This window comes from Candidatus Phycosocius spiralis (genome assembly GCF_030158815.1).
Lineage (GTDB): Bacteria > Pseudomonadota > Alphaproteobacteria > Caulobacterales > Aquidulcibacteraceae > Aquidulcibacter > Aquidulcibacter spiralis.
Map to the genome: position 1 here is coordinate 92,354 of NZ_BPFZ01000004.1, position 23,405 is coordinate 115,758.

Sequence of the window (23,405 nt, forward strand, 5' to 3'; positions counted from 1 at the left end):
TTGGTTTGCTCAAGACTTCAAGCCTGTGTACGCAGTAGCATCAGGGCTGCGGTACTTAAAAGCACCAACCCCACTATGGCACCAAAGCCGCGCGCGAAGCGGGGTTCGCTAAAGCGGACAGCCAAGAGCCCACCCATCAAGGCATAGATGGACATTGCTAGCACGTCAAAGGTCAAGGTGGCGGCTGCGAACATCACAAGCTGGGGAATGATCGGCTTAGCCTGATCGACAAAAGGCGGCAGCACGGCGGTAAAAAACACAAGTGCCTTTGGGTTGGAAAACTGCACGATAAAGCCGTCCTTCAGTGGATTGCGGCCAGCGCCTTGTCCGGTGAGATTAAAGCCCTGCATCTGTGGGTCCAGGGCACTGCGGACCGCCTTAAAGCCGAGCCAGGCGAGATAAAGGCCACCCGCGATGGCCAGAAACGCAAACGCAGCTGGAAAGAGTTTTTTCAAAATGCCAAGACCCAAGGCAGCGCAGACAAACCAAAGTAATGAAGCAATATTCATTCCGAGAACACTTACCAGACCTGCACGTGGCCCACTGGCCAGTCCCGTGGCAAGGGCAAAGAGATTAGCAGGCCCGGGGGAGACTGCCATGCCAGCCATGATCAGGAGAAAAGAACCGTAAATATGGGGATCAATCGGCCAATGCAGCATCAGTCCAAATCTTTTGTACCAAAGTGTGCATCCAGCATAGGTGGTAGGTGATCGGCGAGGCCTGCTAGGGGACCTGAAGATAAAAACAAAATAACTTCATTACCCTTTAAACCTTGGGTAAAATCCTTAGAAAAGGCTTGTGTATCCACAATACCTGAAGCCATGATCCCGTTTGCCCGCACGCGCGCAAGAATTTGATCTAAGCTGAGTTGCGAGGAGCTGTTGTCGCCAATCTTGGGCGGCGGCAGGATAAAGATATGGTCGCAGCCCTCAAACACCGTGTCATACCAGGTGATTGCGCTTGGATCACGCCAAGAAAAAGTATGGGGCTCGAATATGACTTGAATAGGTTGATTGGGAAAATGCAGTTTGACGGCCTCAATCGCAGAGCGTGCTTTTTCGTATGATGATCCAAAGCCTTCGTAAACGGGAACAATTGAACTTTTGGTCTTTTTGTCTAACCGTCTGGCGACGCCACGAAACGCTTTCACGCCACTTTGGAGTTCGGCCTGCGTCACAAGCCCGCGCTCCAGCAAAAAGGCGCACCCGCCTATAAGGTTTTCAATGTTGTGAAGGCCCAGAAGTTCGGTTTTCAACTTGATTTTTTCGCCGTTTGGCCGACACAAAGAAAAGTGAGTGATCGGGCCGATCTGGATATCAGCAGCATAATAGCCAGGATTAGGTGCCAAGCCGTACCAGGTGGCTGCTTTGTCCCCGATCAGGCGGCGGACCGGCTCATAAGCGTAACAAGCTAAAAGGAGGCCTGTTGGCTTAGCTCTATTGATCAGCCTCTGAAACGGTGCTTCATACTCCGCCATGGTCGGAAACATATTGATGTGATCGTGCACGATTGAGCTGATCAAGACGTGGGCGGGCTCATATAGTTCAAATTTAGATCGATGATCTTCAAGGCTTATCACATATTCGTCGCCCTCCACTACAAAGAGGGGATCCAATCCCGCATGGCCGGTTTCGGGCAAATCCAGAGGGATTGCGCCAATGAACCAGCCGGGATCCTTGCCTGCATGTACCAGTAGAAAGGCGATGAGGGCGGTAAGCGAGCTTTTGCCGAAACTCCCTGCCACGATCAGATTTTCGCGCGTTTTTGTGATTTCACCCAGATAGGTGGCAAAATTGTAGCAGGGCACGCCGCGTGCCATCAGCTCTTTGAATTCCGGGTTTGTGGCTAAACGCAGCTTGGCCGAAGTGCCGATGATGGCGGCATCAATGTGATCAGGCAGGCTCTTGGCATCAAATCCTGTTTTGTAGGCAATCCCAGCTTTGTCCAAATAGGATGAAATGGGGGGAAAGACTCCATCATCAGAGCCCGATACTTCGTGACCTTGGGACTGAAGCAAGCACGCCAATGCGCTCATGCCCGCGCCTGCAATGCCCAGAAAATATATATGCATCGTGCCCCTTTATCGTGCGATTCTTGATCCGTCACGGGCCTTAGTGTGCGCGACTCCAGTTGCCACTTCTGTGTGTGCTTGTTTCGCACATGTTTAAGCTTAGGCTAAGATATGTTCATGCCGTTTGCTGTTTCCATTATTACTTTAACCCCAGCTGCTTGGCCCGGCGCGCTTGGGGTATCCCTTGTGGGTGGCGGACTGGCCTCTGGGGTGTGGACTTTGGATGTTGTGGATCTGCGTCGATTTGGCATCGGAAAGCATCAGCAAGTCGATGATACACCAGCTGGCGGTGGTGCTGGCATGGTGATTAAGCCCGATGTTGCGGCGCGCGCCCTTGATGATGTCCCCGCAGACAAACGCCCTTTGATTTATCTGACTCCACGCGGAAAGCCCCTTGCCCAAAAGCGTGTGCGTGAACTTTCACAAGGCCCTGGTATGGTGCTTTTTTGTGGCCGTTTTGAGGGTTTGGACGAGCGTGTGATTACCGAGCGCGCCTTAGAAGAAATCAGCGTCGGTGACATTATACTTACTGGGGGTGATTTGCCTGCCCAAATGCTTGTAGAGGCCTGCGTTCGTCTGTTGCCTAGCTTGGTGGGTAATGAGGCAAGTCTTGGCGAAGAAAGCTTTGAGGCGGGCCTATTAGAGCACCCTTTATACACACGGCCCCGCGAATTTGAGGGCCAAGCGATTCCAGAGGTTTTGCTGTCGGGGGATCATGCCAAGATCGCCGCGTGGAAAAAAAGCCAATCTCTGGCTACCACTCAGGCGCGACGACCCGACCTTTGGGCAGTTTATAAGGGTGACAAAGACTGATCCTTCGTATAAAGGCGCGTCTTCTTTCAACCTCAAAGTTCTCTTTGACAAAAAAAATGCCGCGGCCTTCTTGAGCTTTTGATCTAGTTTCAAGGTCTTAAGTGGGAATCGTGCAAGGTGAGCTGACATGAATATCATCGAAACACTCGATGCCGAAGAGGTGCTTCGCGTCTCTGAAGGCAAAGCAATCCCAGAATTTTCGCCAGGTGACACCCTGCGCGTCAATGTGAAGATCAAAGAAGGCGATCGTGAACGCGTTCAGGCCTATGAGGGTGTATGCATCGCCCGCGCAGGTGGCGGTATCAATGCCAATTTCACCGTTCGCAAAATCTCCTTTGGCGAAGGCGTGGAGCGCGTTTTCCCGCTGCATTCCCCCAATGTGGCTTCAATCGTTGTGGTACGTAAAGGTAAGGTTCGCCGCGCAAAGCTCTATTATCTGCGCGATCGCCGCGGTAAGTCCGCACGCATCGCCGAACGCACAGACGGTCGCGGCTTTTCTGACTAAGCTTAAGGCGAGTTACAAGATGAATAGGAAGGCTCAGGCATTTAGTCGCCGTTTTTATCTCTGCTGAATGAAGTTTCATTCGCTGTGTTGGAATGCAAATAAGCTATAGCCGATTGACGTTAGACTGATTCCATGTGGGTAGCCTCTAACCTTGACAGCCTGAGGTAACGCCTTCCCTAACTCAATACCCAACGTCATCCTGATGGGGTGATAGTGCGTGCCGTTCTCCCTCATAAGATTAAACAGAATGGTGACCCAATTGGTCGGCTAACTTGGCGGCTAAGTCCTAGGAGTCACATCATCTTAGGTACAATGTCGACAAGTTTTGACCAAATATGTGAGCTGAATTACAGCACAAATCGGCTTAAATCTGAGTTTTTCGACAAACCTTCTACCTTTTCTCGCACATAAGCCCCAGTAATTTCAATGGTTTCACCTCCACGGTCGGTAGCATGAAAGCTGATATCATCCAGCACGCGCTCAAGGACCGTCTGGAGGCGGCGTGCACCGATATTTTCGACGCTTGTATTGACCCCAACCGCGACATCGGCGATCGCATCGATGGCATCGTCCGTGAATATCAAGTTCACACCTTCAGTGTCCATCAAGCCAATATATTGCTTAACGAGGCTGGCTTCAGGTTCGGTCAAAATTCGGCGGAAATCATCGCGCGTGAGGGCTTGAAGTTCGACGCGAATGGGTAGGCGACCTTGCAATTCAGGTAGGAGGTCAGATGGCTTAGCAACGTGAAAGGCACCAGATGCAATGAACAATATAAAGTTGGTTTTAATCGCGCCATGCTTGGTTGATACGGTTGTGCCTTCGATCAGAGGCAATAAATCGCGCTGTACTCCTTCGCGGCTGACATCTGCACCCTGGCGTTCAGCGCGGGCGCAGATTTTGTCGACTTCATCGATAAACACAACGCCCTCGGTTTCCGCCAGATAGAGAGCTTCCTGGGTCATGGAATCTTTGTCGAGTAGTTTATCACTCTCTTCGGTAACCAAAGGTTCATAGGCTTCCGCCACTGTGGTTTTGCGGGTGCGCTTTTTTGCACCCGATAGGCTTTGTAACATCGCGCCAAGGTCAACCATGCCCCCCGGAGCACCTGGAAAGTCCATCATCGCTGTAGTGGGCGAAGTGAGTTCAAAATCGAGCTCGATCTCCTTGGTCGCCAATAGTCCCTCACGAAGCTTTTTGCGAAAAACTTCACGTGTACCCTGACTAGCCCCCTGACCAACCAATGCATCCAGCACGCGGTCTTCGGCAAGGCTTTCAGCTTTTGCACGAACGTCCTTGCGCCGGCGATCACGAACCAGATGGATCGCAGCTTCAACCAAGTCGCGAATGATTTGGTCCACATCACGTCCAACATAGCCAACTTCTGTAAATTTGGTGGCTTCTACTTTGACAAAGGGTGCGCCGGCAAGTTTTGCTAATCGACGTGCAATTTCTGTCTTTCCCACACCTGTGGGTCCGATCATCAATATGTTTTTGGGCGTCGTTTCATCGCGCAGACGTTCGGGCAGGCGCTTTCGTCGCCAACGATTTCTAAGTGCAATTGCCACTGCGCGTTTGGCATCGTTTTGGCCAATGACATGACGATCCAATTCAGATACTATTTCGCGGGGAGAAAGATCGGTCATGGGGTTGGGACCAATTGTTCAAGGGTCAAATGAGCATTGGTGAAAACGCACATGTCGGCTGCGATCGACATGGCTTTGCGGGCAATCGTTTCCGCATCCAAATCTTGCTCGTAAAGTGCGCGAGCAGCGGCGAGAGCATAGCCACCACCAGAGCCAATGGCTGCAACTGGGTGATCGGGCTCTAATACGTCTCCAGTTCCAGTGAGAACATAGGTGCCTTCCAAATCGGCACAGATTAACATGGCTTCAAGGCGGCGTAGGTATCGGTCCGTCCGCCAATCCTTGGCCAATTCAACACTTGCCCGCAACAATTGGCCTGGAAAACGCTCTAATTTTGCTTCAAGTCGCTCAAACAAGGTAAACGCATCAGCGGTGGCCCCAGCGAATCCTGTCAGGACACTACCCCCTGCAAGCGTCCGTACCTTACGTGCGCCATGCTTCATCACGGTATTGCCGATCGAGACTTGTCCATCGCCAACCACCACGACATGCCCATTCTTTCGTACCGCCAAAATGGTTGTACCGCGCCAGTTGGCACTTAGACGTTCAAAATCGCTCATCATTTAGGTATGGCGTCTGTTTCAGATAACTTCAAGGCGCGGACTTGCCTTAATTGGAGGAATGATGTTCGTGCGAAGCGAGCTGTAAGAAGGATTCGTCCATCCTGACTGCCCAAGTACGGGCATGTGCCTCAAAGGCGTCAGAAGCCATAGGCGCGCCGAATAAGAATCCTTGACCCAGGGTTGCACCACGGGTTTTTAAGAAGGCGGCCTGCTCGTGGGTCTCAACCCCTTCTGCCACGGTTTCGTAATTGAGCCCACCTGCCATAGCAATGATTGTTTCAATCATGGTAGGGGCATTACCATCTTTGCCAAGTGCCGTGACAAAGCTTTGGTCAATTTTGAATATATCGAACGGCATGCGCGTAAGGGCGGCCAAATTGGAATAACCAGTACCAAAATCATCAATTGCGATCCGCACGCCCTTTTGACGAAGAGGTTCTAACAAGCGAATGACACGCTCTGGATTGCTCATGGCGATTGATTCGGTAATTTCCAGCTCAAACAAGGATGCTGGAAGTCCGGTTTCAGCCAAGATATGGAGAACTTTGGCCGTGAAAGTGTCTTCACTAAACTGCATCGCTGATACATTAACGGCTACCCGAACGGCAATCCCGCGGCGCAACCAACCAGCCGCTTTTTTCGCAGCATCACGCATGATATAATCGCCAAGGGGCATAATTAGGCCAGTTTCTTCAGCCGCTTCTATGAATTTATATGGCGAGATTAAGCCATGGGTCGGGTGGTTCCAACGCACCAAAGCTTCACAGCCATGGATGCGGCCACTATCAAGATCGACCTTAGGCTGAAAAAAAGTAATGAATTGACCTTGTTCAATTCCAGCACGGATGTCACTTTCAAGCACTAATTTTTCCAAGGCGCGTTGGTTCATATTGCGGGTAAAAAACACACAGCGATTGGGCCCGTCTGTACGCGCATGACTAAGGGCTAAATCCGCTGAACGCAGGATCTCCGTACCACTCTCACCATCTTGGGGAAAAATCGCAATCCCAGCACATGCCCCTAATACAATGCGATGAACACCAAGCTCAAAATGTTGGCGCAGGGCCGCCGCAACCAATTGCGCAAATCGACCTGCTTGGGTTGGTTCACGAATATCGGGCAATAAAACAGAAAATTCAGAAATCCCAGTTCTGGCTAATAGAGCTGGGCGCGTCAGGCTAGTTTGAAGCCTAACCATTCGGTCGGACGCCAGAACCGCAGCCGTTAGACGTTCAGCGACTTGTCCTAGCAATCCCTCGCCAGCGATTTGCCCCAATGTTTCTTGTACCCGGATAAATTTGTCGATATCAAAACATATAACAGCACCCACTAAATCATGGGCAGAATTGGATTTGAAAGCCTCTTCGGTTTCCAAGCGAAACCGTTCTCTGTTTGGTAATTCGGTTATGCTGTCTACAAACGCCAATTGTTGAATGCGCTTCATGGAGGTGTCTAAGCGGTACACCATGCGGTTAAGTGAGTTCGCTAGATGCTCCAATTCATCGCCGGATTGAACATTCACACGCTTATCAAGGCGCTGGAGATTGGTGTCCTGGGCGAATTGGGTCATTTCGACCAAGGTATGAGAGATGCGCGATACCAAGAAGAAAAAAATGGTTGATGCCAAGCATAGCGCAAGTATAGCCAAGCCAAGTGGCCAGGCCAATCTGGCTTCAAGGCCAAAGATGTACACCAACGCCAGACCCCCACATAGGGCACTAAGGCTACTCAAGGCTAAAAATGCCAGAGTTAGCTTCCCAGCAAGGGATTGTCTAAGATAATCGAGCCAGCTTCCCACTGATACACACGCCTACTGGGTCCGAACTTGGCCCTAAGGATAGCTGCAAGGCCAAACGATTATTCTTTTGCCATGATTAGATTGACGTCCGCTTAACCGAATGGTTACAAGGCCAAGGCAGTTGAAGGTCACACCTTGGTTTCCTTTACTACGCCTTAGCATTATGGTGTGAGAGTTTAAGCTGACTTCAGCCCGCCTTAGACAAGCCCAAGTGAAAGGGAAGCTCGTGCGCACCGCCACCATTCATCGCAACACCAAGGAAACCCAAATCTCGGTTACGGTGAATTTGGACGGCACTGGCTTGGCCCAAGTCTCAACGGGTATCGGCTTCTTCGATCATATGCTGGAAAGTTTCGCCAAGCATGCCATGATGGACATATCCGTGGACACAAAAGGTGATCTGCATATTGATATGCACCACACGGTGGAGGATACGGGCATTGTCATGGGCCAAGCGATCAAGGCGGCTTTGGGTGATTTTGCTGGCATCAAGCGGTTTGGTAGCGCCTATGTCCCTATGGATGAAACCCTAAGTCGGGCTTGTATTGACTTGGCAAACCGCCCTTATCTGGTTTGGCAGGTGGTGTTCGAGCGCCCTAAAGTCGGTGATATGGACACTGAATTGTTCAAGGAATGGTTCCATGCTTTTGCAAGCCATGGCGGTTTATGTTTGCATGTTGAGACTTTGTATGGACAAAACACCCACCATATCATCGAGAGTTGTTTTAAAGCTTTAGCGCGCGCCCTGCGTAGTGCGATTGAGATTGACCCCCGCCTTGGAGGTGGCTTGGCGTCAACGAAGGGTGTGCTGTAAGCGACACAATGCTGGCACTGATTGATTATGGATCGGGTAACATACGTTCAGCGCAAAAGGCACTTGAGGCCGCAGGGGCACGTGATGTACGGGTCACGGCCGATCCAGACCTCATCACTCGGGCCGATCAGATCCTCTTACCAGGGGTTGGGGCTTTTGGTGATTGTGTGGCAAATTTGGCAGGAGTTCCAGGCCTAAGAGCTGCAATAGAAGCCCGTGTTATGGTTGATGGTGTCCCTTTTCTAGGCATTTGTGTTGGCATGCAATTGATGGCTGAGATGAGTATTGAATTTGGGACGACGCCCGGTCTTGGTTGGATCAAGGGTGTTGTTTCGGTCTTAAAGCCCGGCGATCGACAGCTCAAAATTCCCCATATGGGTTGGAACCGCGCTGAGCCCAGTTCTGATTGTCAGTTTATGGCGACATGGGATGGACCTCAAGATGTCTATTTCGTCCATTCTTATGCCTTTCGAGCTGTAAACCCCTCAGAAGTTGCAGCTTGGTGCAGCTATGGCGAGGAGCGCTTTGCCGCGGCGATCCAGAAAGACAATTTGTTTGGGGTTCAATTCCACCCCGAAAAAAGCCAGAAAGCTGGCTTATTGTTATTGGAAGAGTGGCTCAAGCTATGATCCTCTATCCCGCGATCGATCTAAAAGGCGGCCAAGCTGTGCGGTTAGTGAAAGGTGATTTTGCCAGAATGACGGTGTTCGATACCGATCCTGGTGCACGCGCCGCCTGTTTTGAAGCCATGGGGTTTGGCTATTTGCACCTTGTAGACCTTGATGGTGCATTGTCTGGTGCAGGGGTTAACCACGAAGCCATCGCTGCCATCCGCGCACATACACATCTCCCCATACAATTGGGCGGGGGTATACGCGATTTTGCAGCCATAGAAACGGCATTAAAGTTAGGGGTCACGCGGGTGATTTTGGGGACGGTTGCGGCAAAAAACCCTCAGTTCGTTCGCGATGCTGTGCGCGCATTTCCAGGGCAAGTCGCCGTTGGTATTGATGCGATTGACGGCATGGTGGCCGTCCAAGGCTGGGTTGAGACCACGGATTTGGCTGCCCTTGACCTTGCCCGCCAGTTTGAAGATGTCGGGGTGAGTGCATTAATTGTCACCGACGTGGGCCGCGATGGTACCAAATCCGGGATCAATATCGACTTCACTGGCACTATTGCCGATGCGGTTGGGATGGATGTGATTGCATCTGGTGGGCTTGCCGGGGTTGAAGATATCGTTGCTCTTAAAGCGCGGGTTGGAAAGCCCGTCGCCGGCGTAATCCTTGGCCGTGCGCTTTATGACGGGCTCATTGATCCTCATGAGGCTTTGAGTCTGGCCTCATGACTTTGAAAGTTCGCATTATTCCTTGCTTAGATGTCATAAATGGTCGTGTGGTGAAAGGCGTACAGTTTGAGGGCTTACGCGATGCAGGTGATCCGGTCGAGCAAGCCCAATTTTATGATGCAGAAGGTGCCGATGAGATCTGCTTTTTGGATATTTCCGCAAGTCATGAAGGCCGTGGCACCATGCTGGATGTCGTACAGCGCACGGCAGAGGTTTGTTTTACGCCCCTAACGGTCGGTGGCGGGGTGCGTACAACCGATGATTTTAGAGCGCTATTGCTGGCAGGCGCAGATAAGGTGGCGATCAATACAGCTGCGATCAACGATCCTAGCCTTGTGACTGCTGCCGCCCGCCGCTTTGGGGCGCAATGCGTGGTGGTTGCGATTGACGCCAAACAAGTGGCCCAAGATCGCTGGGAGATATTCACCCATGGAGGGCGTAAGCCAACTGGGATCGATGCAATCGCCTTTGCCAAAGATGTTGTGGCACGTGGGGCAGGTGAGCTTCTTGTTACGTCAATGGATAAGGATGGTACGAAATCAGGCTATGATTTGGCCTTAACCGCCACGATTGCTGATCAGGTTAGTGTCCCTGTCATCGCCTCAGGTGGGGTGGGTAGCCTCGATGATTTGGTGCAGGGCGTTATAGTGGGTCGCGCCAATGCTGTTTTGGCAGCGTCGATCTTTCATTTTCGTACCTATTCTTTAGAAGAAGCACGCAAGGCCCTTGCCAAAGCGGGTGCCCCGGTTCGAGTTCCGTTTTAAGGAAGTCATACATGACCCTAACATTAGGCCAAGCGCTGGACCAGTTGCTCGAACAAATCAACACCAAATCCCAAGCGGATCCTTCAACCAGTTACACCGCAAAACTTATAGGTCAGGGCACAGCTCATTGCGCAAAAAAACTGGGCGAAGAGGGGGTAGAATTAGCCTTGGCGCTGGTGAGTGGTTCCGCTACCGATGTAGCGCACGAGGCTGCCGATCTCCTCTATCATTTCGGCGTTGCTTTGGCGTCACGTGGGATTAGTGGGCCAGATGTGGTAGGGGTTATAGTGGCAAGAATTGGACGCTCTGGGTTAGAAGAAAAGGCAAGTCGAACTCCGTCATGAGTGAGCAGATCGATATTCGCCCAGCTCAAGTGGCTGACGCTGCTGCATTGGCGGCATTTGGCGAGCAGAGCTTTATGCATACATTTGGCCATATTTATCCACCAGAGGATAAAGATTTTTTTCGAGAAGAGCGCTTTAGTATCACACGGACGCTGGCCGATTTGACAGAAACCGAACGTAGGATTGAGGTTGCGTATTTGGCCGCTGAACTCGTCGGGTTCATCGATTATGGCCCGATGAGCCTGCCTTATCAGCCCGCAGAACCCACCGCGATAGAGCTTTATCGTTTATATGTCGCCTCTGCGCAAAAAGGGACGGGACTAGCACACCGTTTGATGGAGCGTGCCTTGGCATGGGCGAAAGCTTCTAAAGTACCCGCCCTTTATCTTGGGGTTTGGGCCTATAATGATCGGGCCATCGCCTTTTATCGTCACTATGGTTTTGAGACAGTTGGATCCTATGATTTCAAAGTCGGCAATACCATAGATGATGAGCGCATCCTGCGCTTAGGTCTTTAACTCAAACCAGCTTTAACGCGCGTGCCAGCGAATAGAGGCTCGTTAACGTCAAGACGACACCCACCAAGAACATCAGCTGTTTGGCAGGAATACGCTTGGCCAAAACAGCACCAAAGGGTGCTGCCATCAAACCACCAATAATCAGGCCAATCGTGGCAAGCGTAAAGGCTTCCCAACCAAGGGTAACGATAAAAGTCGCAGAAATGACTACAGTTAAGAAAAACTCTGCCGTATTGACAGTGCCAATGGTGATGCGCGGTTCACTGCCTTGAACAAGGAGGTTTGAGGTCACAACAGGCCCCCAACCACCCCCACCTACCGCATCCAAAAAGCCGCCGACTAGCCCTAAAGGGGCCGCGAATTTAGCAGTTCGATGTATTTGCTGTTTTGACATCCGCCAGCCCCGCCATAGCAGATAAACACCAATACAGGCCAAATAGGTCATAACGATGGGTCGTGAGGTCTCGGCATGAATATTGGATAAGATATAGGCCCCACTTATGCCGCCAATCATGCCGGGTATCACTAAAAGCGCAAACAGGTGCCAATTGACATTCTTGTGCAGTGTATGGCTGATGGCTGAAGCTGCGGTGGTAAAAATTTCAACAATGTGAACCATAGAGGAAGCCCGCGCCGGTGGCATGCCAAGTATGCTGACCAAAAGCGTGCTGGTGATGACGCCAAACGCCATGCCCAAAGCCCCATCGACCAATTGCGCGACAAATCCAACGGCAACAAACGGCCAAATTACTTGTAATTGATGTGCCACAAACTCAATCAAAGGACTTCCTTCACGCCAAGTCTGGTCGGTTGGACCCTATAAGTGTCATCATCATGTTAAGCGACAATCGCAAGCTTCAACCAGTCGTGAGAAATCCTAATAGATGCCAGACAGAAGACTTATGGATAAGCCCTAAAGCCAATCAGCAACAGGCAGATTCTTTGAGATTAAAAAGGCACGGTTGAACAGCTTGCTTTGATAGCGGCTCGCATTATCGCATAAAATAGTGACGATGGTTTTGCCCGGACCCAATTCTTCTGCCAGTCGTATTGCCCCAACTACATTAAGTGCTGCCGAGCCACCAATCGCTAAGCCCTCGTGCTTCACAAGGTCAAACAAGACTGTTAGCCATTCTTGATCCTCAACCCTGTAGGCATAATCCACTTTGACGTCTTCGAGATTTGCTGTTAACCGACTTTGTCCGATACCTTCTGTGATGGAGGTGCCGTCCGCCCGCAACTCGCCATGCTTATACCAATGATATAAGGCTGCCCCACCTGGGTCGGCGATGCCGATCGAGATCCCAGGGTTTCGCGCCTTAAGTGCGCGACTGATTCCGCCCAAAGTACCCCCTGAGCCAACCGAACAAATGAATCCATCAATCTTGCCTTGAGTTTGATCCCAGATTTCAGGACCTGTCGTGTCCTCATGGGCTTGGCGATTGGCGATATTATCAAACTGGTTGGCCCAAAACCCACCTTCGCTTTCTGCAATTCGCTTAGAAATTTTAGTATAATGATCGGGATGGGTAAAGGCGACGGCGTCAACTTCCATCAATTCCGCGCCATAGAGTTTCACAGCATCCTTTTTCTCTAGCGATTGGGTTTTGGGCATCACAATCTTACAGCGATAACCCAGAGCATTGGCGACCATGGCAAGCCCAATACCTGTATTGCCAGCGGTGCCTTCAACAATAAGTCCACCGGGCTTGAGTAAGCCGCGGTTCTGGGCATCGCGGATGATACCCAATGCTGCACGATCCTTCACCGATTGGCCTGGATTTAAAAACTCCGCTTTACCCAATATCTCACAACTTGTGGCCTTACTGGCATCCTTCAGCCGCACCAAAGGCGTGTTTCCAATGAGATCAATGACGGAGCGGGCACAAATAGTCATGATGTTCCTATCATTGGCTTAGGTGTTTATCGGCCGCTACCCATAAATAAACCAAGGGCCTAGCCCATCATGGGCTGGACAAGGCGTAAACCGTCAACCTCAAAGCATGTGTTTTAGCTGAGAGGATGAATGCATCAAAGTCAAACGCGCAACTCAGTATCAATTTAACTGTCGTCAAACTTTCACCATGCGCTGGCGCGTGCTAACCCGTCGCCCATGACCGATACCGCCGCTAACCGCGTGAGCCCAGACCGACCAAGTCGGGGTGCCTTACAAGCTGAACTGATTGCAGAAGCCGCCACCAAGAGGGGCCGTAGCTCTGACTTGAGGCCCCTTCTCCGTCTCATTCCCTATATTCAACGCCGCCCAATAGATGTAGCTGCCGCTGCAATTTTTTTAATCCTTGCCGCCGCCGCTACCTTGGCCCTGCCCGTTGCAGCGCGTGCTTTGGTAGACCGTGGGTTTGCCACCGCAACCCCTGAAGCCGTTAACCAGTGGTTTCTTCTATTGGTCGGGGTGGCTTTGAGCATGGCAATTTTTGCGGCTTCTCGCTTTTATTTTGTCACCAAGCTGGGAGAGCGGGTGGTAGCTGACTTGCGCGCCGATGTTTATGACCGACTGATCGGCCTATCGCCTTCTTATTTTGCGCGCGTGCGCACAGGTGAAGCGCTCTCGCGCCTGACTGTTGATGCGACTTTGATCGATTCATTAGTCGGCTCATCTGCTTCCATCGCAATCCGCAATTTGGTGATGTTGGCCGGTGGCTTATCGATGATGGTGGTTACGAGTTTTAAACTGACCCTGATGGTGCTTTTGATCATCCCCTTGGTCTTAGTCCCTTTATTCACCATTGGCCGGCGCGTACGAAACCTGTCGACCTCTGCGCAAGATCGCATCGCTGAAGCGGCGGCAGAAGCCTCAGAGAGCCTTGATGCGATTGAAACGGTTCAGGCTTTTGGGCGGGTCGATTATGTGCGTGGCCGGTTTCGCCAAGCGATAGAAATCAGCTTTACTGCTGCGCGTAGACGGATTGCGGCGCGCAGTGTGATGACGGCCTTGGCGATCAGCATTGTGTTTAGCGGGATTTCCTTTGTGTTGTGGGAAGGCACGCGTTCGGTGCTCGAAGGCAACATGACGCCAGGTGCCTTAACCCAATTTGTTATTTTATCGCTGCTTGCAGGTTCTGGGGTTGGGGCATTAGCGGAAGTGTGGGGCGATATTCAAAAGGCCGCAGGAGCCACCCAACGCTTATCGGAAATTCTTGATGAAGTTCCAGATATTGCCGCACCCCTTCAGCCTAAATGCTTCCCCACCGAATCTCTTGGCTGGGTAAGGTTTAAGGACGTCACTTTTGCCTATCCTAGTGACAGCGACCGCAATGCCCTGATCGGGGTTAGTTTTGAAGTTCGTCCTGGCCAAACGGTTGCGATCGTTGGTCCATCAGGGGCGGGTAAGTCCACTTTGTTTAGGCTATTGCTGCGTTATTATGACCCTAGTTCAGGCGTAATTACCTTAGATAGCGTCGATGCCCGCGATTTAGGGCCAGATAGCTGGCGTGATCGTTTTGCCTATGTTTCACAAAATCCAGATCTGTTCACGGGCACAGCTATGGACAATATTTTATTTGGGAATCCTTACGCCACACCCAAGATGGCCCAAGAAGCCGCTCGCCGGGCCGAGGCAGAACCCTTTATTCTGTCGCGCCTTGGAGGCTATGATCAAGCGATAGGCGACCGTGGGCGTGCTTTATCGGGTGGGGAGCGCCAACGCCTCGCCATTGCGCGGGCCTTGGTGCGCGACGCCCCAATCCTGCTACTCGATGAAGCCACCAGCGCCTTGGACGCTGAAAACGAGCGCTTGGTGCAAAAGGCCTTTGATGAGGCCATGACCAATCGAACAACCTTGGTGATCGCCCACCGCCTAGCCACGGTTCAGCGTGCCGATTGGATCATTGTGTTAGATAAAGGCCAAGTCGTGGAGCAAGGCACCCATTACGACTTGGTGGCCAAGGGTGGGCTTTACGCCCATTTGGCCAAATTGCAGTTTGAACCCCAAATGTTCGCGTGAAAGACTGACCCATGAAACGCTCTCAAATTCTAGTTTTGACCGGTGTGATCTTGGTTTCCACCCTTTCTTACACGTGGTTTCGCACCGCCGCACGGTCAGGAGAATTCACTACGCTTGTGCCAGTGTTTGAGGGCAGCTGTCGGGACGTCGGTGGGATGCCTGGTTCGGAGGATTTTGCGATTGATCGGGCACAAAACCGTCTCTTTGTGGCTTCCGATGACCGGCGAAGCGCAACGGGTGGTAAGCCCGTACGCGGGGCAATTTATGGCATATCCTTAGCGAACATAGAGCAGGATATCGCCCGTGTTGATCTTACTAATGGGCAGCCAAAGGCTTTCCATCCCCATGGCATCTCCTTATACAAATCAGCCACCGGACAGACCACGATCATGGTCGTTAACCACTCACGCGGAGCCTATGACGCAACAGGAACCACGGTAGAAATCTATGATCAACAAAGCGACGGCACATTAAAGTTGCGTCGTACGGTGGCGATAGAAGGCCTGACTCGGATCAATGATATTGCCGCCACGAGTGAAAATAGCTTCTATGCAACGAGTGAAACCGACTTCAAGCAAGGTTCGCTGTCCGAAGCCCTCAACCTCATCACTGGCACTGATCGCACAGGTGCGATCTGGTATTTTGATGGCATCAAAGGTACCAAACTGGCAAGCGGGATTGGATTTGCCAATTCTGTTGCCCTATCTCCGGACGGCAAAACCCTCTATGCCAGCGGAACAATGAGCCGGGCGGTCTATCTTTATGACCGTGACCCAAGCTCAGGCGCGATTAAGCAGCGCGACGCGGCTCTCATCGGCTCTGGCATTGATAATCTGGACGTTGAGCCCGACGGCACGGTTTGGATGGCGGCCCATCCAAAACTTCTAAGCTTTATTCGCCACGCCAGAGACGCTAAGCAAACTGCACCGAGCCAGGTTTTGATTTTAGAACCCTCCCCATCCGGCAAGGGTGGCAAAGTAGATCAGGTTTATCTCAAAGACGGCAGCGATGGGTTTTCGGCTGCCTCGGTTGGGGTGCGCGAGGGCGAGCTTTTGATCATGGGCAGTGTGTTTGAAAAAGGCATTCGGGTTTGTCAATTGCCCAAAGTCTGGAAACAATCAGAAAGCCATCCTGCCCAGCGCTTACTGGATCCCGAACGCGACGAACTGGCCAAGGAAGCCGAAAAAGCCGCTAAAACGGGCGCTTCGGGCGCGCCCAAATAAAGCCGATCATGCCCGATACCAGCACTGGCCCCGGCTTTGGACTTGGATTTGTCCTCCACCAAACCCCAGTTGTCGCTTTAGCCGAAGCGGGACTTTATCTGCCGCGCAGCCAAACCCTGATTGTTTCGGATCTGCATATTGAAAAAGGCTCTGCCCTTGCGCGGCGCGGATTGATGTTGCCGCCGTTTGATACCGCCGAGACGCTGGACCGCTTAAAGCGGCTGATGGATCGACTGACGCCTAAGACCCTGATCGCTTTGGGCGATAGTTTTCATGATGTGGATGCGGGCGCGCGCTTGGCCCCAAGCGACAAAGCGGCGCTCCAAGCCCTGGTGACCCATATCCCAACCATCTGGATTGAAGGCAATCACGATCCGGCACCCCCAGACTGGCTGGCAGGGCTGCGCTGTGCGCAGCTTGTCCATGATGGCCTCTTGTTTCGTCATGAACCAACGGGTGAGACAGCGGGCGAGGTCGCGGGCCATTTGCACCCGTGCGCCCGTGTTGTTGGGAAAAGAGGGGCCAGTGTGCGGCGGCGCTGCTTTGTCACCGATGGGCGCAGCCTGATCATGCCAGCCTTTGGCGCATTTACGGGCGGACTAAACATTGCTGACCCCGCTTTCGCTGGCCTGTTTAAAAGCAAGGTCCAAGCCCTGGTTCCAAGTGGCAAAGGGGCAAGAGCCAAAATTCATGCCATCTCGCAAGCGCGGCTAAGCGGCTTTCATTAGTTCAGGCGCAGGCTGGCCACTAATTGCGATAATCGTGATGGTCTACTCCATGGCCAAGACCTGCGCTTGAGGCGCTGGCGACACTCAAAACGATGCCACCAATCATATCGAGCCAGCACATCAGGGTTAAGAGAAAGAAAGTCGAGGTGGCAAATGATGCCTGCTTGTAAAAACCTAACGCACATAAAAGGGCGAGCAAGATCGCCAAGCCGTGGCGGAACACCTGTTGGCGGGAAGCCCCAACCCCACGCGTCATCTCGAAAAAAAAGATGATAAGGCCCATCGCCACCAATAAGTCGCCCCCAGTAATGGTCCAAACGCCACCCGATGGGAGGGCCACTACAAAGGCGCTGCGCGCCAGCGCCAATACAAAAACATCGGCCCCGCGCGTGGTGGTTGTGATGGTCGCTAACAGGGCATAGAGGCCAATTGGAATCGCCAAAAGCGGTACCAATTCAAAAAGACGTCGAACGATAGGCATGCGTGCGAATCACCCAGTCACGGACCATAAAGCGACCAGAGTGAACCCACTCTCAGCTTTCGTCCACATGGCCAAAATCGCGGCGTCGGCTGGTCAACCAAATGACCCCGATTAAATCAGAAAGGGCTGCGACCAGCCTGCCAAGATTGGTGTATTTCGAAGCCCCGGTGGTGCGGTGACGGTGATTGACGACCACATATTCTGCCAGGGCCCCTTCGCGCATAACAAGTGCGGGCATATAGCGGTGCATATGGTCAAAATAGGGAAGCCGTACGAAGAGCTCGCGGCGAACCACTTTAATGCCACATCCAGAATCATCTGCGCCATCACGTAACAAAGCTTGGCGGACCCAATTGGCAAGACTTGACGCTATTTTCTTCGCCTGACTATCTTGACGTTTAACGCGTCGCCCGCTGACAAAGCCAAGACCCCCTGGTGCATCAGCCCGATTGAGTTGGCGCAATAGCTTGGGCAAATCTGAGGGGTCATTTTGACCATCCCCGTCCAACGTGCCAATAACGGGTGCGCGGGCGGCTAAAACCCCACTCATGATCGCGCGGCTTTGGCCCGCGTTTTTTCGGTGCGCCAACACGCGAAGCGCCGGAAATTTTTCCTTCAATGTGATGAGTTTGGCGTGGGTATCATCCTTTGAAGCATCATCCACAAAGATCATCTCATAGGCATAACCATCGAGCGCCACTGCGATTTCGCTCACAAGGTCACCAACAGCACCACTCTCATTATGGACCGGCACCACAACGGAAATATCAAGGGGTTGTGGGTGGCTTTTTGAGCGGGACTTGGGCGAGATCTCTGACGACATCCCGCCCCTTTAACCTGCGCCTACTAAAAGTGCCAGTTGGCGCTGACAGAAGTTAAACGTCCATTCCCAGCGCGGCATACAATAGAATTGGTGTCTAGGAAGATCTCACTTGTCAAAGCGAGGATTCCCAGAATAAGTCTCAGTACGACTTGGCCGCCAATCGCCCATACGACCTGTGGATTGGTCGATCAGTTTCAATAGAGCCTCGCGCGCTTCGTCTTTTTCACCCGACACGTCAGTTTCGGTCAGTCCCTTTAAGAAGCCACGTACCAATTCACTAACACTGGTCCGACGGATTGCAGCGATCACGCGCGCACGCTGATGCACTTCTTCATCGACTGCCAAAGTGATGTTTTTGGTCTTAGACTTATGTGCTCCACATATCCTGTGGTACACATAAACTATTTGGCCCTAAAAGTCTATTTCCTATCCCCAATATCCCGCGTGCAAAGCGGCCGAGATGTGTAACGGGCACTGGCCTAAGCAGCCAAGCGCACCGCTGCAACGATTTTTTGTGCAGCATCGGCCAGATCATCAGCTGGGACAACGGCAAGGCCGCTATCGCGTAGGATTTTCTTGCCCAATTCCACATTGGTGCCTTCAAGACGCACCACCAATGGCACTTTCAGTCCTACATCTTTAATGGCCGCAACCACGCCTTCAGCAATGACATCACAGCGCATAATGCCACCAAAGATATTGACCAAAATGCCCTTTACCGCCGGGTCAGCGGTAATGATCTTGAAGGCTGCCGTCACTTTTTCGCGGGTAGCACCGCCACCAACGTCCAAGAAATTGGCAGGCTCTTCTCCATAAAGCTTGATGATGTCCATCGTGGCCATGGCAAGGCCTGCACCATTGACCATACAGCCGATGGTGCCTTCTAAAGCGATATAGGCCAAATCATATTTGGAGGCTTCAATTTCTTTTTCGTCTTCTTCGGTCAAATCGCGCATTGCAGCCCATTCGGGGTGACGGAATTCGGCGTTGGAATCAAAGCTCATTTTCGCATCAAGACAGACCAAGTGGCCTGTGTCTTTTTCAACAATCAATGGATTGATCTCGCACATTTCCATATCGCCCTTGGTGAAAGCGGTATAAAGCTTAACGCATAAATCATGGCATTTATCAGCTTGGCTTGGCGCTAAATGAAGGGCTTTTGCTACCGCATCGCTATTGGCGGGGGTAACGCCAGTAGCCGGGTCGATCACGATGGTTGAGATTTTTTCAGGCGTATCATGGGCCACGGTTTCAATGTCCATGCCGCCAGCTTCTGACGCCACAAAAGCAACCCGGCCAGTGCCGCGGTCTACCAGAACCGATAGATATAATTCGCGCGCAATATCCGCGCCACCAGCGATATAAAGGCGCTGCACTTGCTTGCCTGCTGGTCCGGTTTGGACGGTTACTAAGGTATGACCCAGCATATCCTTGGCGTGGGCGGCGACTTCGTCTAGATTGGAGGCAAGGCGAACCCCGCCTTTGGCTTCAGGCGGCAATTCTTTGAATTTGCCTTTTCCCCGGCCACCCGCGTGGATCTGGGATTTAACCACCCACATGGAGCCGCCGAGTTTTTTGGCTGCTGCCGTGGCTTCTTCAACGCTGAACGCCGCAATGCCTGGAGGCACGGGTAAGCCGTAACTGGCAAGGACCTCTTTGGCTTGATGTTCATGAACATTCATTGATAAGCGTCCTTCTATGCAACATATGGATAAGGCCGTTTCTACGCACGCATGCAGTGCTGTGCAACCGCTTGTTCCATACGTAATGCCCCCAAACCGCAAACCAAGCAAACTGTGACGTCGCCTTTGCTTTTGCCCCGATCATCTTTGTTCGGGGAGGGGGGAATAAGGTTTTTGTTAGGTGACTCAACTTATAATATATAGACTATTTAGGTTTGATCTTGGATTTATAAAGATAAAGTTTGAAAAGGAAGTGTGCGTTTTCCTTCCGATCGGGTTGGCGCAGCATGAATTATCCATTTCAACCAGAGTCAAATGGTTTTTCGCCTCAACCCCAAGTTCAGGCCGGACCGCTTAGGACAGACCCAAATCCCGTACTTATTCGCAAAGCCAGCGTTGCAGCTTTATGCTCGTTGACCGCAAAAGACCCGCTACTATCGGCGGCGCGCCCGGCAGGTCGGCTATGCGCAACTATGATCATCCTTATGGTCATCTTATCCTGCTTAAGCTTTGTATGGCCGCATTTTCTGGTATTGCTTGGTTTTTGTATCTTTAGCCTTTCAGCAGGGTTTGGGCTGTTTCGATTATGGGCGTGCTTGACCCATTTCGTAGTCCGCCGTCGACGTATCCAGATGTCACCAGATAGATTGGACATCTCCATGCACGCCTATCCCGTCTGGTCGATATTGATTGCGCTCTATCAAGAGGCAGATTGCGTCCCAAGCTTGGTCAAATCCCTTAAGGCCTTGGCATGGCCGGTCAATAAGCTTGATGTGATCTTTGCCTGTGAGGCCGATGACCAAGAAACCCTAAGCGTTCTGGAGACATGGCGTGCGTACCTGCCATGCCGTGTGATACGTGTCCCCAAAGGTGGGCCGCGAACCAAACCTAAAGCCCTGCAAACTGCCCTTCCCTTTGCTCAAGGCAGTTTCGTGACCGTCTATGATGCCGAAGACCACCCACATCCCGATCAGCTGATCGCTGCTTGGAACGCCTTTCGCACTGGCAAATCCAATTTAGCAGTTGTGCAGGCCCCCTTGGTCATTTGGAATGTTCGTGAAAGCTGGATTACGCGTCAATTTGCCCTGGATTATGCGATCTGGTTTTTAGTGGTGCTGCCAGCTCTCACAAAATTTGCTGGCATTATCCCCTTAGGTGGCACATCCAACCATTTTGCAGTGCATCATTTGCGCCGGGCTGGGGGCTGGGATCCATATAATGTAACAGAAGATGCCGACCTTGGTGTACGCTTTGCCCGACTGGGCTTAAGCGCTGCCCTGATTAACATGCCGACCTATGAAGAGGGTGCTCCCACTCTAGGTGGGTGGACTAAACAGCGGGGTCGTTGGATCCAAGGTCACATCCAAACTGTCAGCCTGCATCTACGTCGACCGATTGTGTTAGCCAGCCAATTAGGACTTCGTGGCCTATTTGCATTTCTCTTTGGCCTTGGGAGTGGTCCGCTGAGCGCTGCATTGGTGCTAATATCTTGGTTATTGGCACTGGCGTCGATCCATGCTGGCAAATGGCAGGTACCTGCCTTTTGGTTTTCGCTCATGATGGTTTTCCAACTTGGCGTCGGATTGGTGGCGCTGCATCGCGATGGCCGTACTAGTCTGTTGAGTGCATGCTTCATGTTCCCCTTGTATCAAGCCTGCCAAATTCCTGCTCTGTGTCGCGCGCTGTGGCGGATCTATCTTTCGCCATCAATTTGGGACAAAACCAAACATGGTAAAAGTGCTAGGGCCAATAGGTCGGCCCGTGCCTCCACTTGGAACCTAAAGGGCGGGCTTGGAATTTGGATTGGCCGATCACGTTAGGTCTTTTAACTTTAAGCGCATTGGGATTTGCATTCACCTCATGGTGGGGAGCACGTCCAGTGCAAATTGGTAGAGTGAGGATGATCCCATGGACTTTGATTTCCTTAGCCTGTGGGGTGGTGGCGCTCTTCATGTTGGTCCATGCTTTTAATCTGATGGGTATTCAAACTGGATCAGCACTGGGTGGGTCACGTTAGGAAGTCGAACTGGACTAGAATCATTCACGCATTTGGTCTGGCCATCGAAGGGCCTACGTTCTACACAATGGCGGAACACCCAATAGAGGTGCGGCTATGCATGGAGGGCCTATGACCGACATCGAAACATTTCGGACCGAAACACGCAGCTGGCTTGAAGCCCATTGCCCACCCTCCATGCGCACACCCATGGCTGAATCTGAAGCCGTGTGGGGCGGCCGCAATGCACATTTTCCTAGCCCGGACAGCAAGTTTTGGCTTGAAGCTATGGCGTCCAAGGGTTGGACTGCCCCGATGTGGCCCAAAGCCTATGGTGGGGGTGGTTTGGATGGGGAGCAAAACCGCGTGCTGCAAGAGGAGTTGGCCAGGATCAAGGCCCGCCCTGCTCTGATGTCATTTGGAATTTGGATGTTTGGCCCGGTGATTTTAGAATTTGGTACCGAAGAACAAAAACAAGCCTATTTACCCGATATGGTGCATGGCCGCAGCTGGTGGTGTCAAGGTTATTCAGAGCCCGGTGCGGGATCAGATTTGGCAGGTCTGCAGACCAAAGCTATTTCAGATGGCGACCACTATATTGTCGAGGGGCAAAAGATTTGGACATCTTACGCCCATTACGCCGATATGATGCTTTGCTTGGTTAGAACCGATCCACGGGTTCCCAAGCATGAAGGCATATCTGTTCTCCTGTTTGATATGAAGACGCCAGGCATTGATGTACGCCCGATTAAACTGATTTCAGGGTTATCGCCCTTTTGTGAGACCTTCTTAAACGGGGTTCGCGTCCCGAAAACCCAAATGCTGGGCCCGAAAAACAAGGGTTGGGATGTCGCCAAGCGGATTTTGCAATATGAGCGCACCAATATTTCTGCTTCAGGCTTTGGCGGGGGTGCGGGCCTTGATCTGGTGGAGGCCGCAAAAGAATCTTTTGGCCTCGATAATGGCACTTTAGCCAATAAGGATTTGCGTTCGCGCATTACCAAACAGCGCATGTATGAACGCGCCTTTCATCTGACCATGCGCCGTGCACAAGAAGAAGCCAAAGCGGGGTCTGAAGTGTCTCATTATGCCTCCGTTTTAAAAATTGCAGCTGCAAAACTCAATCAAGACAAGACTGAGTTATTGGTGGAGACACTTGGTATGGATGGTCTTGGCTGGGCTGGCGATGCCTATCGACCAGAAGCATTAAAGGCGACTAGGGATTGGTTGCGCGCCAAAGGAAACTCAATCGAAGGCGGCACATCAGAAGTCAATCTCAATATTGTAGCTAAGCGCGTGCTTGGCTTGCACGATCACCAATAGG

24 protein-coding genes are annotated in these 23,405 nt (G+C 51.9%); 13 read left to right on the plus strand and 11 right to left on the minus strand.

Features of this window, described 5'->3' with window-relative positions:
• Window positions 1-17: 17 nt before the first annotated feature.
• Together PsB1_RS04470 and PsB1_RS04475 are read right to left on the minus strand one after the other, a co-directional pair.
• On the minus strand, window positions 18-659 hold the full coding sequence (locus PsB1_RS04470; RefSeq protein WP_284359358.1) for a LysE family translocator: 642 nt from the start codon (window positions 657-659) through the stop codon (window positions 18-20).
• Window positions 659-2,071, minus strand: a complete 1,413-nt coding sequence (locus tag PsB1_RS04475) for a Mur ligase domain-containing protein (RefSeq protein ID WP_284359359.1) — start codon at window positions 2,069-2,071, stop codon at window positions 659-661. Before PsB1_RS04475 ends, PsB1_RS04470 begins: the two co-directional genes overlap by 1 nt.
• Window positions 2,072-2,188: 117 nt before the next feature.
• Between PsB1_RS04475 and trmD the strand changes: the two genes are divergently transcribed.
• Together trmD and rplS are read left to right on the plus strand one after the other, a co-directional pair.
• Complete coding sequence (gene trmD, locus PsB1_RS04480; RefSeq protein ID WP_284359360.1) at window positions 2,189-2,884, plus strand: tRNA (guanosine(37)-N1)-methyltransferase TrmD; 696 nt, start codon at window positions 2,189-2,191, stop codon at window positions 2,882-2,884.
• A gap of 127 nt (window positions 2,885-3,011) precedes the next feature.
• Window positions 3,012-3,389, plus strand: coding sequence for a 50S ribosomal protein L19 (gene rplS, locus PsB1_RS04485; protein ID WP_284359361.1), 378 nt, complete (start codon window positions 3,012-3,014; stop codon window positions 3,387-3,389).
• Between the two features lie 347 nt (window positions 3,390-3,736).
• Here the strand turns inward: rplS and hslU are convergent, their stop codons facing one another.
• From hslU to PsB1_RS04500, 3 genes are read right to left on the minus strand one after another with little or no spacing between them, the layout of a single operon-like run.
• Window positions 3,737-5,035 (minus strand): ATP-dependent protease ATPase subunit HslU, encoded by a 1,299-nt coding sequence (hslU, locus tag PsB1_RS04490; protein WP_284359362.1) that lies wholly within the window; start codon window positions 5,033-5,035, stop codon window positions 3,737-3,739.
• On the minus strand, window positions 5,032-5,595 hold the full coding sequence (gene hslV / locus PsB1_RS04495; protein ID WP_284359466.1) for an ATP-dependent protease subunit HslV: 564 nt from the start codon (window positions 5,593-5,595) through the stop codon (window positions 5,032-5,034). The genes hslU and hslV overlap by 4 nt, the downstream gene beginning before the upstream one ends.
• A gap of 49 nt (window positions 5,596-5,644) precedes the next feature.
• Window positions 5,645-7,330, minus strand: a complete 1,686-nt coding sequence (locus PsB1_RS04500) for a putative bifunctional diguanylate cyclase/phosphodiesterase (RefSeq protein WP_284359363.1) — start codon at window positions 7,328-7,330, stop codon at window positions 5,645-5,647.
• Between the two features lie 277 nt (window positions 7,331-7,607).
• Here PsB1_RS04500 and hisB point away from each other — a divergent pair, with 277 nt between their 5' ends.
• The 6 genes from hisB to PsB1_RS04530 are packed head-to-tail and all read left to right on the plus strand — an operon-like array spanning window position 7,608 to window position 11,184.
• Window positions 7,608-8,210 carry an imidazoleglycerol-phosphate dehydratase HisB gene (gene hisB / locus PsB1_RS04505; RefSeq protein ID WP_284359365.1) on the plus strand — a complete coding sequence of 201 codons (603 nt, stop codon included), beginning with the start codon at window positions 7,608-7,610 and terminating at the stop codon, window positions 8,208-8,210.
• 8 nt (window positions 8,211-8,218) lie between these two features.
• On the plus strand, window positions 8,219-8,839 hold the full coding sequence (hisH, locus tag PsB1_RS04510; protein WP_284359366.1) for an imidazole glycerol phosphate synthase subunit HisH: 621 nt from the start codon (window positions 8,219-8,221) through the stop codon (window positions 8,837-8,839).
• Window positions 8,836-9,558 (plus strand): 1-(5-phosphoribosyl)-5-[(5-phosphoribosylamino)methylideneamino]imidazole-4-carboxamide isomerase, encoded by a 723-nt coding sequence (gene hisA, locus PsB1_RS04515; protein ID WP_284359367.1) that lies wholly within the window; start codon window positions 8,836-8,838, stop codon window positions 9,556-9,558. The genes hisH and hisA overlap by 4 nt, the downstream gene beginning before the upstream one ends.
• The gene (gene hisF / locus PsB1_RS04520; RefSeq protein WP_284359368.1) at window positions 9,555-10,322 is read left to right on the plus strand and encodes an imidazole glycerol phosphate synthase subunit HisF; all 768 of its coding nucleotides are present in this window, start codon (window positions 9,555-9,557) and stop codon (window positions 10,320-10,322) included. Before hisA ends, hisF begins: the two co-directional genes overlap by 4 nt.
• A gap of 11 nt (window positions 10,323-10,333) precedes the next feature.
• Window positions 10,334-10,666 (plus strand): phosphoribosyl-ATP diphosphatase, encoded by a 333-nt coding sequence (gene hisE / locus PsB1_RS04525; RefSeq protein ID WP_284359369.1) that lies wholly within the window; start codon window positions 10,334-10,336, stop codon window positions 10,664-10,666.
• Window positions 10,663-11,184, plus strand: a complete 522-nt coding sequence (locus PsB1_RS04530) for a GNAT family N-acetyltransferase (protein WP_284359370.1) — start codon at window positions 10,663-10,665, stop codon at window positions 11,182-11,184. The genes hisE and PsB1_RS04530 overlap by 4 nt, the downstream gene beginning before the upstream one ends.
• 1 nt (window position 11,185) lies before the next feature.
• Here the strand turns inward: PsB1_RS04530 and PsB1_RS04535 are convergent, their stop codons facing one another.
• Together PsB1_RS04535 and PsB1_RS04540 are read right to left on the minus strand one after the other, a co-directional pair.
• On the minus strand, window positions 11,186-11,965 hold the full coding sequence (locus PsB1_RS04535) for a sulfite exporter TauE/SafE family protein (RefSeq protein ID WP_284359371.1): 780 nt from the start codon (window positions 11,963-11,965) through the stop codon (window positions 11,186-11,188).
• A 132-nt stretch (window positions 11,966-12,097) separates the two neighbouring features.
• Window positions 12,098-13,081 carry a cysteine synthase A gene (locus tag PsB1_RS04540; protein ID WP_284359372.1) on the minus strand — a complete coding sequence of 328 codons (984 nt, stop codon included), beginning with the start codon at window positions 13,079-13,081 and terminating at the stop codon, window positions 12,098-12,100.
• 216 nt (window positions 13,082-13,297) lie between these two features.
• On the opposite strand from PsB1_RS04540, the gene PsB1_RS04545 reads away from it, so the two are divergent.
• Genes PsB1_RS04545 through pdeM form a run of 3 tightly spaced genes read left to right on the plus strand, consistent with a single transcriptional unit; the run spans window position 13,298 to window position 17,099 of the window.
• Window positions 13,298-15,148, plus strand: a complete 1,851-nt coding sequence (locus PsB1_RS04545; RefSeq protein ID WP_284359373.1) for an ABC transporter transmembrane domain-containing protein — start codon at window positions 13,298-13,300, stop codon at window positions 15,146-15,148.
• 11 nt (window positions 15,149-15,159) lie between these two features.
• Window positions 15,160-16,371, plus strand: a complete 1,212-nt coding sequence (locus PsB1_RS04550) for an SMP-30/gluconolactonase/LRE family protein (RefSeq protein WP_284359374.1) — start codon at window positions 15,160-15,162, stop codon at window positions 16,369-16,371.
• An 8-nt stretch (window positions 16,372-16,379) separates the two neighbouring features.
• Window positions 16,380-17,099, plus strand: a complete 720-nt coding sequence (gene pdeM / locus PsB1_RS04555; RefSeq protein WP_284359375.1) for a ligase-associated DNA damage response endonuclease PdeM — start codon at window positions 16,380-16,382, stop codon at window positions 17,097-17,099.
• A 19-nt stretch (window positions 17,100-17,118) separates the two neighbouring features.
• On the opposite strand, the gene PsB1_RS04560 is transcribed toward pdeM, so the two are convergent.
• From PsB1_RS04560 to sucC, 4 genes are all read right to left on the minus strand, one after another.
• The gene (locus PsB1_RS04560; RefSeq protein WP_284359376.1) at window positions 17,119-17,580 is read right to left on the minus strand and encodes a hypothetical protein; all 462 of its coding nucleotides are present in this window, start codon (window positions 17,578-17,580) and stop codon (window positions 17,119-17,121) included.
• Between the two features lie 52 nt (window positions 17,581-17,632).
• Window positions 17,633-18,403 (minus strand): glycosyltransferase family 2 protein, encoded by a 771-nt coding sequence (locus tag PsB1_RS04565; protein WP_284359377.1) that lies wholly within the window; start codon window positions 18,401-18,403, stop codon window positions 17,633-17,635.
• 105 nt (window positions 18,404-18,508) lie between these two features.
• A complete protein-coding gene (locus PsB1_RS04570) occupies window positions 18,509-18,799 on the minus strand; it encodes a hypothetical protein (protein ID WP_284359378.1) in 291 nt (96 codons plus the stop codon).
• A gap of 83 nt (window positions 18,800-18,882) precedes the next feature.
• Entirely contained in the window at window positions 18,883-20,085 is a 1,203-nt protein-coding gene (gene sucC / locus PsB1_RS04575; RefSeq protein WP_284359379.1) for an ADP-forming succinate--CoA ligase subunit beta, read from the minus strand.
• Window positions 20,086-20,372: 287 nt separating this feature from the next.
• Between sucC and PsB1_RS04580 the strand changes: the two genes are divergently transcribed.
• Together PsB1_RS04580 and PsB1_RS04585 are read left to right on the plus strand one after the other, a co-directional pair.
• A complete protein-coding gene (locus tag PsB1_RS04580) occupies window positions 20,373-21,905 on the plus strand; it encodes a glycosyltransferase family 2 protein (protein ID WP_284359380.1) in 1,533 nt (510 codons plus the stop codon).
• A gap of 308 nt (window positions 21,906-22,213) precedes the next feature.
• Window positions 22,214-23,404, plus strand: a complete 1,191-nt coding sequence (locus PsB1_RS04585) for an acyl-CoA dehydrogenase family protein (RefSeq protein WP_284359381.1) — start codon at window positions 22,214-22,216, stop codon at window positions 23,402-23,404.
• The last annotated feature ends 1 nt before the right edge of the window (window position 23,405 follow it).